At 64.6% G+C, this 11,728-nt stretch carries 15 protein-coding genes; 7 read left to right on the plus strand and 8 right to left on the minus strand.

From position 1 onward, the window contains the following. Nucleotides 1-16 precede the first annotated feature (16 nt). The 5 genes from AC1MEM_RS22635 to AC1MEM_RS22655 all read left to right on the plus strand — a co-directional run bounded on the left by AC1MEM_RS22635 (nucleotide 17) and on the right by AC1MEM_RS22655 (nucleotide 5,233). On the plus strand, nucleotides 17-1,585 hold the full coding sequence (locus tag AC1MEM_RS22635; protein ID WP_499474340.1) for a hypothetical protein: 1,569 nt from the start codon (nucleotides 17-19) through the stop codon (nucleotides 1,583-1,585). After that, a complete protein-coding gene (locus tag AC1MEM_RS22640; protein WP_499474341.1) occupies nucleotides 1,582-1,863 on the plus strand; it encodes a protealysin inhibitor emfourin in 282 nt (93 codons plus the stop codon). Before AC1MEM_RS22635 ends, AC1MEM_RS22640 begins: the two co-directional genes overlap by 4 nt. Before the next feature lie 239 nt (nucleotides 1,864-2,102). After that, nucleotides 2,103-2,426 (plus strand): ferredoxin FdxA, encoded by a 324-nt coding sequence (gene fdxA / locus AC1MEM_RS22645; protein WP_499474342.1) that lies wholly within the window; start codon nucleotides 2,103-2,105, stop codon nucleotides 2,424-2,426. A gap of 182 nt (nucleotides 2,427-2,608) precedes the next feature. Beyond that, the gene (locus tag AC1MEM_RS22650; protein ID WP_435759108.1) at nucleotides 2,609-3,706 is read left to right on the plus strand and encodes an NAD(P)/FAD-dependent oxidoreductase; all 1,098 of its coding nucleotides are present in this window, start codon (nucleotides 2,609-2,611) and stop codon (nucleotides 3,704-3,706) included. A gap of 291 nt (nucleotides 3,707-3,997) precedes the next feature. Further along, the gene (locus AC1MEM_RS22655; RefSeq protein ID WP_499474343.1) at nucleotides 3,998-5,233 is read left to right on the plus strand and encodes a polyhydroxyalkanoate depolymerase; all 1,236 of its coding nucleotides are present in this window, start codon (nucleotides 3,998-4,000) and stop codon (nucleotides 5,231-5,233) included. 88 nt (nucleotides 5,234-5,321) lie between these two features. Here the strand turns inward: AC1MEM_RS22655 and AC1MEM_RS22660 are convergent, their stop codons facing one another. Together AC1MEM_RS22660 and AC1MEM_RS22665 are read right to left on the minus strand one after the other, a co-directional pair. Further along, on the minus strand, nucleotides 5,322-5,528 hold the full coding sequence (locus AC1MEM_RS22660) for a hypothetical protein (protein WP_499474344.1): 207 nt from the start codon (nucleotides 5,526-5,528) through the stop codon (nucleotides 5,322-5,324). 113 nt (nucleotides 5,529-5,641) lie between these two features. Continuing rightward, a complete protein-coding gene (locus AC1MEM_RS22665; protein WP_499474345.1) occupies nucleotides 5,642-6,097 on the minus strand; it encodes an RcnB family protein in 456 nt (151 codons plus the stop codon). 140 nt (nucleotides 6,098-6,237) lie between these two features. Between AC1MEM_RS22665 and rsxB the strand changes: the two genes are divergently transcribed. Next, nucleotides 6,238-6,960, plus strand: a complete 723-nt coding sequence (gene rsxB / locus AC1MEM_RS22670) for an electron transport complex subunit RsxB (RefSeq protein ID WP_499474346.1) — start codon at nucleotides 6,238-6,240, stop codon at nucleotides 6,958-6,960. Nucleotides 6,961-6,962: 2 nt separating this feature from the next. Continuing rightward, entirely contained in the window at nucleotides 6,963-7,652 is a 690-nt protein-coding gene (gene nth, locus AC1MEM_RS22675) for an endonuclease III (protein WP_499474347.1), read from the plus strand. A gap of 215 nt (nucleotides 7,653-7,867) precedes the next feature. On the opposite strand, the gene AC1MEM_RS22680 is transcribed toward nth, so the two are convergent. The 6 genes from AC1MEM_RS22680 to rplU all read right to left on the minus strand — a co-directional run bounded on the left by AC1MEM_RS22680 (nucleotide 7,868) and on the right by rplU (nucleotide 11,640). Continuing rightward, nucleotides 7,868-8,236, minus strand: coding sequence for a nuclear transport factor 2 family protein (locus tag AC1MEM_RS22680; protein WP_499474348.1), 369 nt, complete (start codon nucleotides 8,234-8,236; stop codon nucleotides 7,868-7,870). 8 nt (nucleotides 8,237-8,244) lie between these two features. Then, the gene (gene proB / locus AC1MEM_RS22685; RefSeq protein ID WP_499474349.1) at nucleotides 8,245-9,363 is read right to left on the minus strand and encodes a glutamate 5-kinase; all 1,119 of its coding nucleotides are present in this window, start codon (nucleotides 9,361-9,363) and stop codon (nucleotides 8,245-8,247) included. A 10-nt stretch (nucleotides 9,364-9,373) separates the two neighbouring features. Next, nucleotides 9,374-9,790: a hypothetical protein gene (locus AC1MEM_RS22690; protein ID WP_499474350.1), complete on the minus strand. Its 417-nt coding sequence runs from the start codon at nucleotides 9,788-9,790 to the stop codon at nucleotides 9,374-9,376. Next, nucleotides 9,780-10,895, minus strand: a complete 1,116-nt coding sequence (gene obgE, locus AC1MEM_RS22695; RefSeq protein ID WP_499474351.1) for a GTPase ObgE — start codon at nucleotides 10,893-10,895, stop codon at nucleotides 9,780-9,782. Before obgE ends, AC1MEM_RS22690 begins: the two co-directional genes overlap by 11 nt. A 115-nt stretch (nucleotides 10,896-11,010) precedes the next feature. Then, on the minus strand, nucleotides 11,011-11,292 hold the full coding sequence (gene rpmA / locus AC1MEM_RS22700) for a 50S ribosomal protein L27 (protein ID WP_379779114.1): 282 nt from the start codon (nucleotides 11,290-11,292) through the stop codon (nucleotides 11,011-11,013). A gap of 36 nt (nucleotides 11,293-11,328) precedes the next feature. After that, nucleotides 11,329-11,640 (minus strand): 50S ribosomal protein L21, encoded by a 312-nt coding sequence (gene rplU, locus AC1MEM_RS22705; protein ID WP_082493710.1) that lies wholly within the window; start codon nucleotides 11,638-11,640, stop codon nucleotides 11,329-11,331. Nucleotides 11,641-11,728: the final 88 nt, after the last annotated feature.

Raw genomic sequence — 11,728 nt, forward strand, 5'->3', positions numbered from 1 at the left:
ACACGAGGATTGCGCAATGGAACAAAGAGCCCTGCTGCCGGACGACAGCAACACCTTCGAGCGCGACCAGACCCCGGTTGCCTTCATCCCCACCCCGAGCGCAGCCTATCGCCAGCATCGCAAGGCGGCCCAGCTGCTCGACCAGCCCGGCGCGCCGCGCGCGGTAGACGCGCCGCCTGCTTCCGATGTGCCCCTGCCCTACGCCTTCGGCGCGCGCGTGCTGATGTGGAAACAGGATCCGTCGGTGCTCGAGATGGGCACACGCAAGGCTTACCTGCCGGGCGTGGTGCTGGCCGGCCCGCGCGACGCCCGCATCGCGTCGAGCGACCCCGCCATCAGCCCGGTCGAGCCGAATGCCTTCGGCGACTTCGTGACCATGCCCGACACGCCCCAGTTCGACGCCGTCCACACCTTTGCCGTGGTGCGCCAGACGCTGACGATGTACCAGCGCTCGCTGTCTTCCGCCGGCGCCGAGATGCCGCTGCCGTGGCAATGGAACAGCAGCATCGACACGGCGCCGCTGCAAATCTTCCCCTATGGCTTGCCGAACGTGATGAACGCCTTCTACAGCCGCACCCAGAGTTGCCTGAAGTTCGGCGACTTCGTGCCGTCCGGCCAGAGCGAGCGCGTCTTCACCTGCCGCTCCTTCGACATCGTCGCCCACGAAACCGGCCACGCCGTGCTCGATGGCCTGAAACCTCACTGGCTGCTGGCCGACGCCCCGCCCCAGACCGGCGGCCTGCACGAATCCTTCGGCGACCTGACGGCGATTTTCCTGGCCCTGTCCCAGCTCGACCAGTGCGAAGCGGTGGTGGCCCAGACCAAGGCGCGCTTGCACGACAAGACCTTCCTCGCCGACATCGCCGAGCAGTTCGGGCTGGCGCTGGGCGGCACCACCGGCCTGCGCAATGCCGACAACAACCTGACCCTCTCCCAGGCCGGCACCCAGGTGCACGCGATCTCGCAGGTGTTTACCGGCGCCGTCTACGACATCCTGGCCGACATCTTTGCCCTCGAGCGCAACCCGGCCTTCGAGGACGACGCCGCCGTGCTGCACCGGGTCGCCGCCTGGCTGCGCGGGCTGGTGCTGCGTGCGTTGGTCGCCGCGCCCGACATCGCGCCCACCTATGCCGACGTGGTCAACGAAATGCTGCGCCTGGCGATCAACGACGGCAAACCGGCCGGCTATGCCGAGTCGATCCGCCACCAGTTCACGGTCCGCGAAGTCGTGGGCGAGCCCGAAGCGGCCCAGGAAACGCCGACGCCGGCTCCGGAGCCGGCCGAACCCGCGGACCCGGCTGGGACCGGCGCGCCGGCCGCGGCCCCCTGCACCTTCCAGCGCCTGCGCTCCGTCGTCTGCGACGCTCCCGGCGCCCAGCAGGACCGGCGTGCCTGCTGCGGCACGATGAACCTGGCCGAGTACTACAACATCGAGCGCGTGCTCGACGCCGAGGCCCAGGCGCTGGCGCGCTGGTGCGCCGAGCATGGACGCAACGGCCCGGCGGGCGAGGAGTTGCCGGTCGAAACGCCGGTGCCGTCCGGGGACGGTTCGCAGGCGGCCGTCGCCATGCCGGCCGCCTCGTGAAGATCCGCGCGAAAATGGCCGGCGGCTTCGCCGGCGTCGAGCGCTGCGTCGAGCTCGACACTTCCTGCCGCCCGGATGGCGCCCACCTGGAAACCCTGGTGCACGGGGCCGATTTCTTCGGCGCCGCCCCGAAGCCGGCGGTCGGGGCCGACCTGCCGCGCTGGGAAATCACGGTCGAGGATGGCGAGCGTTGCCGTTCGGTGCTGCTGATCGATGACGGCTCCGTCGATGCGGCGGGCTGGCCGGCGTTGCTGGCCCATCTGCGTGCGCTGGCTTAGGCAGCAGGAATGCGGGCGTTACCCCGGGGCCGTGCCCCGGGCTCACGGGGCACGGCTTCGGACTCCGAGGAGCGCATCGTGGGGCAAATCGCGCGTCATCCGATGCATTTGCATATATATATTGTGTCTAAGCCTGATTTGTAGGAAAACACGAATTGCCCTAAAATACAGTGCTTTGCCATGTTGGCGGTCCACCATTGCGCTGACGGCCGCGGCACCCCACCATAGATAGGACTGTTATGACCCACGTTGTCACCGAATCGTGCATCAGCTGTCGTTATACCGACTGCGTCGATGTATGCCCGGTCGATTGTTTCCGGGAAGGCCCGAATTTCCTCGCGATTGACCCCGACGAGTGCATCGACTGCGCCGTGTGCGTGGCCGAGTGCCCGGTGAATGCGATCTTTGCCGAGGAAGACGTGCCGGGCGACCAGCAGCAATTCATCAAGATCAACGCCGACCTGTCGCGCGCCTGGCCTTCGATCACGAAGACCAAGCCGGCCCTGCCCGACGCGGACGAGTGGAAAGACGTCAAGAACAAGCTGGACAAGCTGGCCCGCTGAGCGGCAATGATTGTCCGCCTGCCGCCGCCGGTGTTTGCACCGGCGACAGCAGGCAAGTTCCATTCATGGCACACTAGCGGCCATCGCAGCAGCGGGCACGCGTCAACGGCCACGTAGCAACAGCCACGTAGCAACAGCCATACCATCAGCGCCCCTATTCAAAATCAACAGGACCTTTGCACATGACGATCAGTGCCACCCACGATGCGGGCAGCATCGCCCCTAACAGTTCGTTCGCCGGCGCCATCGACGCCGACGCCGTCATCATCGGCGCGGGCCCGGTAGGCCTGTTCCAGGTCTTCGAACTCGGCCTTCTCGAGATCAAGGCCCACGTCATCGACTCGCTCGCAGCCGTCGGCGGCCAGTGCGTCGAGCTGTATCCGGACAAGCCGATCTACGACATCCCTGCCGTGCCCGTGTGCACCGGCCAGGAACTGACCGACAACCTGCTCAAGCAGATCGAGCCGTTCGAGCCGACCTTCCACCTGGGCCAGGAAGTGACGACCGTGCAGCGCCGCGAAGACGGCCGCTTCAACGTCGAAACCTCGGCCGGTACCCGCTTCATCACGAAAACGATCTTCATCGCGGCCGGCGTCGGTTCGTTCCAGGCGCGCACGATCAAGGTCGACGGCATCGACAAGTTCGACGGCAGCCAGCTGCACTACCGCGTCAAGGATCCGAGCCAGTTCGAAGGCAAGAACCTGGTCATCTGCGGCGGCGGCGACTCCGCGCTGGACTGGGCGCTGAACTTCGTCGGCAAGGCGGAATCGGTCGTGCTGCTGCACCGCCGTGAAGACTTCCGCGCGGCGCCGGCATCGGTGGCCAAGATGAAGGCCCTGTGCGACGAATACGAAATGCAGCTGATCATCGGCCAGGTTACCGGTTTCGACGAAACCGACGGCAAGCTGACCGAAGTCAAAGTCACCGGCGCCGACGGCGTCACCCGCCGCGTGCCGCTGGACATGCTGCTGGTCTTCTTCGGCCTGTCGCCGAAGCTCGGCCCGATCGCCGAATGGGGCCTGGACATCGAGCGGCGTCAGTTAAAGGTTGTGGACACCGAAAAGTTCGAAACCAACGTGCCGGGCATCTTCGCCGTGGGCGACATCAACACCTACCCGGGCAAGAAGAAGCTGATCCTGTCGGGCTTCCACGAAGCGGCCCTGGCCGCCTTCGGCGCGGCGCCCTACATCTTCCCGGACAAGAAGATCCATATGCAGTACACGACGACCTCGCCGAAGCTGCACAAGATCCTCGGCGTGGAGACGCCGGTCTTCGACTGATTGCCCACGAAGCTCAGTTACTAAAAAGCCACAATGCCCCGGTCCTCCGGGGCATTTGTTTTTATGTGTGCCGCATCACCGACGACCTGCCGAAATCGGGTGTATAACCGCCTTAAGCGTGGGCCGACCAAGACTATGACTGAAACGGATATTTCCACCAGTCAAGCAAGTTATCCTATAATTGACTGATCAATTTTCGCGCAACGGACGGCCCGCCAACACGGCAACCGAGCCTGGCGCAAGGGTCTGGGCTACGCGCCCGGGCAACACGCACTACATGAAGGAATTACTATGCTTTATCAACTGCATGAGATGCAACGCTCCTTCCTGACCCCGCTGATGCAATGGGCGGATGCGTCTTCGAAGCTGTTTTCGAACCCGGTTTCCCCGTTTGCCCACACGCCGTTCGCCCAGCGTATCGCCGCCGGTTACGAGCTGATGTACCGCCTGGGCAAGGACTACGAAAAGCCGGCCTTCGGCATCGACACCGTCGAGATCAAGGGCGACACCGTCGCCATCAAGGAGCATGCGGCGGTCACGAAACCGTTCTGCAAACTGGTGCATTTCAAAAAAGACATGCCGGATGCGGCGTATGCCGCGCTGGCGCAGCCGACCGTGCTGCTGGTCGCCCCGCTGTCGGGCCACCATTCGACCCTGCTGCGCGACACGGTGCGCGCCCTGCTGCCGGACCATGACGTGTTCATCACCGACTGGATCGACGCACGCATGGTGCCGCTGTCCGACGGTCCGTTCCACCTGGACGACTACATTTATTATGTGCAGGACTTCATTCGCACCCTCGGCCCGGACGTGCACGTGATTTCCGTCTGCCAGCCGACCGTGCCGGTGCTGGCCGCGATCGCGCTGATGGCGAGCGACAACGATCCGAAGCTGCCGAAAACGATGACCATGATGGGCGGCCCGATCGACCCGCGCAAGTCGCCGACGGCCGTCAACGACCTGGCCACCGAGAAGCCGTTCTCGTGGTTCGAGAACACCGTGATCTACGCCGTGCCGGGCAATTACCCGGGCTACGGGCGCAAGGTCTATCCGGGCTTCCTGCAGCACGCCGGCTTCATCGCCATGAACCCGGGCCGCCACGCCCAGTCGCACCGCGAGTTCTACCAGCACCTGGTGCGCGGCAACGACGAGTCGGCCGAGAGCCACCGCCAGTTCTACGACGAATACAATGCCGTGCTCGACATGCCGGCGGAGTACTACCTCGACACCATCAAAACCGTGTTCCAGGAATTCCGCCTGCCGAAGGGCACCTGGGAAGTCGGCGGCAAGCTGGTGCGTCCGCAGGACATCAAGACGGTTGCCCTGTTCACCATCGAAGGCGAACTCGACGACATCTCCGGCGCCGGCCAGACCCAGGCCGCGCACGAGCTGTGCAGCAACCTGCCGGAGAGCATGAAGCGCGACTTCGTGGCGCCGAAAGCCGGCCACTATGGCATCTTCTCGGGCCGCCGCTGGCGCGAGACCATTTGCCCGAAGATCGGCGAATTCATCCGCGAATTCAGCTGACCCCAGGCAGCGCCGAAAAAAATGCCACGACTTGTCGTGGCATTTTTTTTGTCCGGCTATCCGTCCTGCCGGTAGGCCCGGCCCGGCCTTACACCAGGTCGCCGCGCCGGTCCTCGCCGCGGGCGAAGTCGGGATCGGCTTCGTCGTCGTGGCTGTCGCGGCGGTCGCCATGGCGGCGGTCGTCGACGGTTTCTTCAGGCGCCGCTTTGCCTGCGTCCTCATCGGCGGCAGTGCGGTGTGCCACCATGCCGGTCGGGTCGGGTTCGAGCAAGGGGGCGATAATCCATTCGTTCATGTGTTCTCCTGTTGGCGGTTGGCCGCATCACGCGACCCATGAGCCATTAAGCCATCGCCGCAGGATCGCATCTGTTCGATATGCCACTTACCGCACCCTTTCTGTACAAGCTGTCAGTTCCCGAGCAGGATATTGGCGATGATGCCGGTGGCAACCGCGGCCAGCACGTAATCGCCGCCGACCTGCACCCAGTGGTAGCCGCGCGGCGGCGCGCTCAGGCGGTGCGCGCGCCAGTTGTCGACCACGTACTGGCGGTTGTGATAGTACGACGGCAGGCGCTGGCCGCGGTAGAGGTCGTGGCGCGGGCCGGCACCGCGCGCTTCGCGGCGATCTTCGCGGCGATCTTCGCGGCGCTCGTCGCGGTAGTCGCGGCGCGCTTCGCGGCGGTCCTGGCGATATTCGCGGCGTTCCTCGCGCTGCTCGTGGCGGTAGTCGCGGCGTTCGTCGCGGCGCTGCTCCTGGGCGCGGTCGTCCCGGTGGTCGCGGTAGTCGCGGTCCTGCGCCATTGCCGGCAGGCTGCCGGCCAGCATGACAGCGATCATCGCCCGTGCAATCGTCTTGTTCTTCATGGGTTTCTCCTGTGGTTGGGCCGGCAGGGAATCCGGCAGTACCCCATTAGGCCATGGCGCCGCGATTGCTTCTGTACGTTCCTGCACGCAAGCCATCAGCTCGCCAAAGCGCTGCGCACCGCCCGCCCTTTTATCGGATAATGACGGCTTTATCCGACCACTTCGCCGTGACCAAGACCCTTGCCGACCTGATCGAAGACCAGCTGCCGCAGACGCAATGCACCAAGTGCGGCTATCCGGCATGCCGGCCCTACGCCGAAGCGATCGCCGCTGGCGAAGCCGACATCAACCAGTGCCCGCCCGGCGGCATCGAGGGCGTGCAGCGTTTGTCCGCCGTCACCGGGCGCCGCGTCATCCCGATCAATCCGGCCAACGGCGTCGAGCGTCCGCGCCCGGTCGCCTTCATCGACGAGGCCTTGTGCATCGGCTGCACGCTGTGCATCCAGGCCTGCCCGGTCGACGCGATCCTGGGCGCGGCCAAGCAGATGCACACCATCCTGCCGAGCCTGTGCACCGGCTGCGACCTGTGCGTGGCGCCCTGCCCCGTGGACTGCATCAGCATGGTGCCGGTGACGGGGGAGGCGACCGGCTGGGCCGCCTGGTCGCAGGAAGCGGCCGATGCCGCCCGTGCGCGCCACGATTTCCGCAGCGAGCGCCTGCAACGCGAGCGCCAGGAAAACGATGCGCGCCTGGCCGCGAAAGCGGTCGAGAAGATGCGCGAAGTCACTGCCGAGGCGACGAATACGCCGGAAGAACTGGCCGAAAAAGAGCGCAAGCGCGCCATCATCGCGGCCGCCATGGAGCGTGCGCGGCTGCGCGCGGCCGCCACTGCGGCCGAACCTTCGCCCGAACAAAAAAAGTAAAAATGAATCCGGCAAAACGTTTAGAAATCTTCACGCGCTTTCGCGCCGCCAATCCACACCCGACCACCGAGCTGGAATACACGACGCCGTTCGAACTGCTGATCGCGGTGCTGCTGTCGGCGCAATCGACCGACGTCGGCGTGAACAAGGCCACGCGCCGCCTGTATCCGGTCGCGAACACGCCGCAAAAGCTTCTGGACCTCGGGGTCGATGAGCTGAAAACCTATATCTCGACCATCGGCCTGTACAACACCAAGGCGAAGAACGTGATCGCCACTTGCCAGATCCTCGTCGAGCAGTATGGCGGCGAGGTGCCCCGTGCGCGCGAGGCCCTGGAAGCCCTGCCGGGCGTCGGGCGCAAGACGGCCAACGTGGTGCTGAACACGGCCTTCGGCGAGCCGACGATGGCGGTCGACACCCACATCTTCCGCGTCTCGAACCGCACGAAAATCGCGCCCGGCAAGAACGTCGACCAGGTCGAGATGAAGCTGTTGAAATTCGTGCCGAAGGAATTTTTGCAGGATGCGCACCACTGGCTGATCCTGCATGGCCGCTACACCTGCGTGGCGCGCCGCCCGAAGTGCTGGAACTGCATCATCAATGATTTGTGCGAGTTCCGCGACAAGACGCCGGCGCCGGAGGGCTTGATTGCGCCGGAGGCGGTGGAGCCGGTCGTCGTGGCGGAGGGGTAATCCCGGGCGCGGCCAAGGGCGCATGTGGCGCTGTCGCGTGGGGCGTTGGTGGTGTTATTGATCCGCATGGGCTCAAGAGCCCATCCTACGGTTACCGCTAACGGCGAAATCGGGCGACACCCGGATACGTGACGTCTCCCGCAGGGTGGGCTCTCGAGCCCACGCGGATTCAAGCGACCACGAACAGAACAGGCAACAGCCCCACCGGCCGTCGATCAGAGAGGGGTAGCAATCAGCGTCGTCGCACCAGTCGCGAACGAGGCGCAGGCGATGCGCCCGTCGCGCACTTCATAGATGCACAGCATCTCGACCGTCCCCAGCCCTTCCGGAAAATTGCGCGTCACGATTTCGAGATCGGTGACGATATTCCCGAGCACCGTGCGGCTGAGCAGCCGCGCATGCAGGTCCGGTTCGGCAAACCGCGCGATGTAGCGCGGACGAATTGCCTCGTGCCCCTCGGCCAGCAGCGCGCCGTGCAGCGCAAACTGGCGCGCGTCCGGCGCATAGGTCGCCATCAGGGCATCGATGTCTTTTGTGTTGTAGGCGTCGAGCTGGGCCTGCACCACGGCAGCAGGGTTTGTCATAGTCGCTTTCAGAGCAGGACGAGGTTATCGCGATGGACCAGTTCCGGTCCCTCGATGTAACCGAGGATGGCTTCGATTTCGTTTGACGAGTGGCGCATGATGCGGCGCACTTCGCTGCTCGTGTAGCTGGTCAGCCCGCGCGCGATCGGCTTGCCGGCCTGGTCGACGCAGGTAATCACCTGGCCGCGTCCGAACTGCCCCTTCACGTCGGTCACGCCGATCGGCAGCAGGGATTTGCCCTCTTGCGTCAGCTTCTGCACGGCGCCGGCATCGAGCACGACTTCGCCGGAAGTATGCAGGTGGTCGACCATCCACTGGCGGCGCGCGGTCAGGCGCGTCGTTGGCGCATTGAGTTCGGTGCCGATCGCTTCGCCCTGCGCCAGGCGCGTCAGCACTTCCGGCTCGCGGCCCCAGGCGATCACGGTATGGGCGCCCGAGCGCGCGGCGCGGCGGGCGGCCAGCACCTTGGTCAGCATGCCGCCGCTGCCGATGTTGCTGCCGGCGCCGCCGGCCATGGCTTCCAGCGTGGCGTCGCCGGCCTGGGCGCGTTCGATCAGGCGTGCCTGCGGGTCCTTGCGCGGATCGGCCGAGTACAGGCCACGCTGGTCGGTGAGGATGACCAGCGCATCGGCCTCGATCAGGTTCGCGACCAGCGCACCCAGGGTATCGTTGTCGCCGAACTTGATTTCGTCGGTGACGACGGTATCGTTCTCGTTGATGATCGGGACCACGCCCAGGCGCAGCAAGGTCGTCAGCGTCGCCCGTGCGTTCAGATAGCGTTCGCGGTCGGCGAGGTCGGCGTGGGTCAACAGGACCTGTGCGGTCTTGACGCCGTGCGCCATGAAGCTGGTCTCATAGATCTGTGCGAGGCCCATCTGGCCGACGGCGGCGCAGGCCTGCAGTTCGTGGATGTCATGGGGGCGTGCGCTGAAACCGAGGCGCAGCATGCCTTCGGCGATGGCGCCGGAGCTGACCAGCACGACCTCCTTGCCGAGGGCGCGCAGCGCGGCAATTTGCGACGCCCAGCGCGCGATGGCGGTGTGGTCGAGGCCGCGGCCTTCGTTGGTGACGAGCGAGGAGCCGACCTTGACGATGATGCGGCCGGCGTTGGCAATAACGGAATTCATGGCGAGAGTCTCACGGTGCGAGTCTATGCTTCCGCGGGCGCAAGGCAAGCAGGCCCAGGCCCGCCAGCAACTCGATCCCGCATACGACGAACAACACCCCGCGCGGCAGGCCGATCGCGAAGGCCGCGACCAGGCGCCCGGCCGGCTGGGCGAGCAGGAATAATGCAACGAGATCGCCGAGGATGGGCTGGTCGCCCCGCCTTGCCGCCAGCACAGCCAGCCCCGCGGTGGCGAGGCGGACTCCGACATAGATGGCGTAGAACTGGCTGTAGCCATTCACGCCAACGAGAAACAGCCCCATCGCCGTGGCGACCCGGTCCGGGTCGAGCATGGCAACGAGCGCCGCCAGCGAACTGGCGGTCGCGACCAGCGACAGCAGCTGGCCGCGCGCCCAGGCACGCGTCAGCGGAAGACGCTTAGTCTTCAAGGATCTTGAAGCGAGGATCGTCCGGATCGATCGAGGTGATACCGCGTGCCTCTTCGGTCATCTGCGTCGTCTGGTCGACGCGCAGGTCGGCGCCGCGCTTCTCTTCCAGGTGCAGGTAGATCGCATTGATCAGTTCCTGGCAGCCTTCGCGGTTCAGTGCCGAGATCTCGAAGACCGGGCCCTTCCAGGCCATCTTCTTGACGAAGTCTTTCACACGCTTCTTGCGCTCTTCTTCCGGCACCACGTCGAGCTTGTTCAGCACGAGCCAGCGCGGCTTGTTGAGCAGCTCTTCGTCGTACTTTTCCAGCTCCTTGATCAGCGCTTTCGCTTCCTTCACCGGATCGACCGTCGCCTCGAACGGCGCCATGTCGACGATGTGCAGCAGCAGGCCGGTACGTGCCAGGTGGCGCAGGAACTGGTGGCCGAGGCCCGCACCTTCGGCGGCGCCTTCGATCAGGCCCGGGATGTCGGCGATGACAAAGCTCTTCTCGTGCGACACGCGCACCACGCCCAGGTTCGGATGCAGGGTCGTGAACGGGTAGTCGGCGATCTTCGGCTTGGCGTTCGAGACGGCCGTGATGAAGGTCGACTTGCCGGCGTTCGGCATGCCCAGCAGGCCGACGTCGGCCAGCACTTTCAGTTCCAGGCGCAGTTCGCGGCGTTCGCCCTCTTTACCCTCGGTCTTCTGGCGCGGTGCGCGGTTGGTCGAGGTCTTGAAGTGGATGTTGCCCCAGCCGCCCTCGCCGCCCTTGGCCAGCAGTTCGGTCTGGCCGTGTTCGGTCAGGTCGGCAATGATCTCGCCGTTGATGTTGTCGATGATCAGCGTGCCGACCGGCATGCGCAGATAGACATCGTCGGCGCCCTTGCCGTAGCAATCCGAGCCGCGGCCCGGTTCGCCGTGGCGGCCATGGTGGGTTTTCGAATAGCGAAAGTCGACCAGTGTGTTGATGTTACGGTCGGCAACCGCCCAGATCGAGCCGCCCTTGCCGCCGTCGCCGCCGTCCGGACCGCCGAAGGGGCGGAACTTCTCGCGCAGGAACGAGGCGCAACCGTTGCCGCCGTCGCCCGCAATGACTTCAATTCTTGCTTCGTCGATAAACTTCATTTTTGACCGCCAAAAAACTAAAAAGGCCCTACCGTGGGCAGAGCCTTTCGATGGAAGGCTCGCGCCTTACAAGGATGCGCCGCTCGAGGCGGCGCGGTACGTCAGAGTAACTGAGTTACGCTGCGACTGCTTCAGCAGCCTGGGCAGCGACGACGGTCACGAATTGCTTCGAGCCCACGCCTTGCTTGACGAATTTCACAGTGCCGTCGACCAGCGCGAACAGGGTGTGATCCTTGCCGATGCCGACGTTGGTGCCTGGACGCACTGGGGTGCCGCGTTGACGGATGATGATGCCGCCGGCGTTGATCGCCTGGCCGCCGTACACCTTCACGCCGAGGCGCTTGCTTTCTGAGTCGCGGCCGTTACGGGTAGTGCCGCCGCCTTTTTTGTGTGCCATTTAAGTACTCCTTGATGACTTTGAAGAGAGGGGCAATTAGCCGTTGATCGAAACCACTTGGATTTCGGTGAAGTTCTGGCGGTGGCCCTGACGCTTCTGGTAGTGCTTACGACGGCGCATTTTGAAAATGCGGACCTTGTCGTGGCGACCATGGGAAACGACCTTCACCAGAACCGTAGCACCTTCAACCAGGGGAGCACCAAATTTGATGCTCTCGCCCGCGCCAACGGCGAGGACCTGATCGATCGTGAGTTCGGAACCAATGTCTGCCGGTATCTGTTCTACTTTAAGTTTTTCGCCAGCGACAACTTTATACTGCTTGCCACCGGTTTTTATGACCGCGTACATGATTGAAAACCTCATCAATTGTTTAATAAAAATCCCTGCGGCGGCGACGGGTCAATGACCGCGCTGCGCTTCTCTGGTGCCGGGGAAC

The organism is Telluria sp. AIW5 (genome assembly GCF_056680575.1).

Excerpts from the sequence above, each read along its gene's own strand:
- AC1MEM_RS22665 (WP_499474345.1), bottom strand. The coding sequence starts at position 6,097 with ATGAAGAACAAGACGATTGCACGGGCGATGATCGCTGTCATGCTGGCC.
- obgE (WP_499474351.1), bottom strand. The coding sequence starts at position 10,895 with ATGAAGTTTATCGACGAAGCAAGAATTGAAGTCATTGCGGGCGACGGC.
- rsxB (WP_499474346.1), top strand. The coding sequence starts at position 6,238 with ATGACGGCTTTATCCGACCACTTCGCCGTGACCAAGACCCTTGCCGAC.
- proB (WP_499474349.1), bottom strand. The coding sequence starts at position 9,363 with ATGAATTCCGTTATTGCCAACGCCGGCCGCATCATCGTCAAGGTCGGC.
- rpmA (WP_379779114.1), bottom strand. The coding sequence starts at position 11,292 with ATGGCACACAAAAAAGGCGGCGGCACTACCCGTAACGGCCGCGACTCA.
- AC1MEM_RS22680 (WP_499474348.1), bottom strand. The coding sequence starts at position 8,236 with ATGACAAACCCTGCTGCCGTGGTGCAGGCCCAGCTCGACGCCTACAAC.
- fdxA (WP_499474342.1), top strand. The coding sequence starts at position 2,103 with ATGACCCACGTTGTCACCGAATCGTGCATCAGCTGTCGTTATACCGAC.
- AC1MEM_RS22660 (WP_499474344.1), bottom strand. The coding sequence starts at position 5,528 with ATGAACGAATGGATTATCGCCCCCTTGCTCGAACCCGACCCGACCGGC.
- AC1MEM_RS22650 (WP_435759108.1), top strand. The coding sequence starts at position 2,609 with ATGACGATCAGTGCCACCCACGATGCGGGCAGCATCGCCCCTAACAGT.
- AC1MEM_RS22635 (WP_499474340.1), top strand. The coding sequence starts at position 17 with ATGGAACAAAGAGCCCTGCTGCCGGACGACAGCAACACCTTCGAGCGC.
- AC1MEM_RS22655 (WP_499474343.1), top strand. The coding sequence starts at position 3,998 with ATGCTTTATCAACTGCATGAGATGCAACGCTCCTTCCTGACCCCGCTG.
- rplU (WP_082493710.1), bottom strand. The coding sequence starts at position 11,640 with ATGTACGCGGTCATAAAAACCGGTGGCAAGCAGTATAAAGTTGTCGCT.
- nth (WP_499474347.1), top strand. The coding sequence starts at position 6,963 with ATGAATCCGGCAAAACGTTTAGAAATCTTCACGCGCTTTCGCGCCGCC.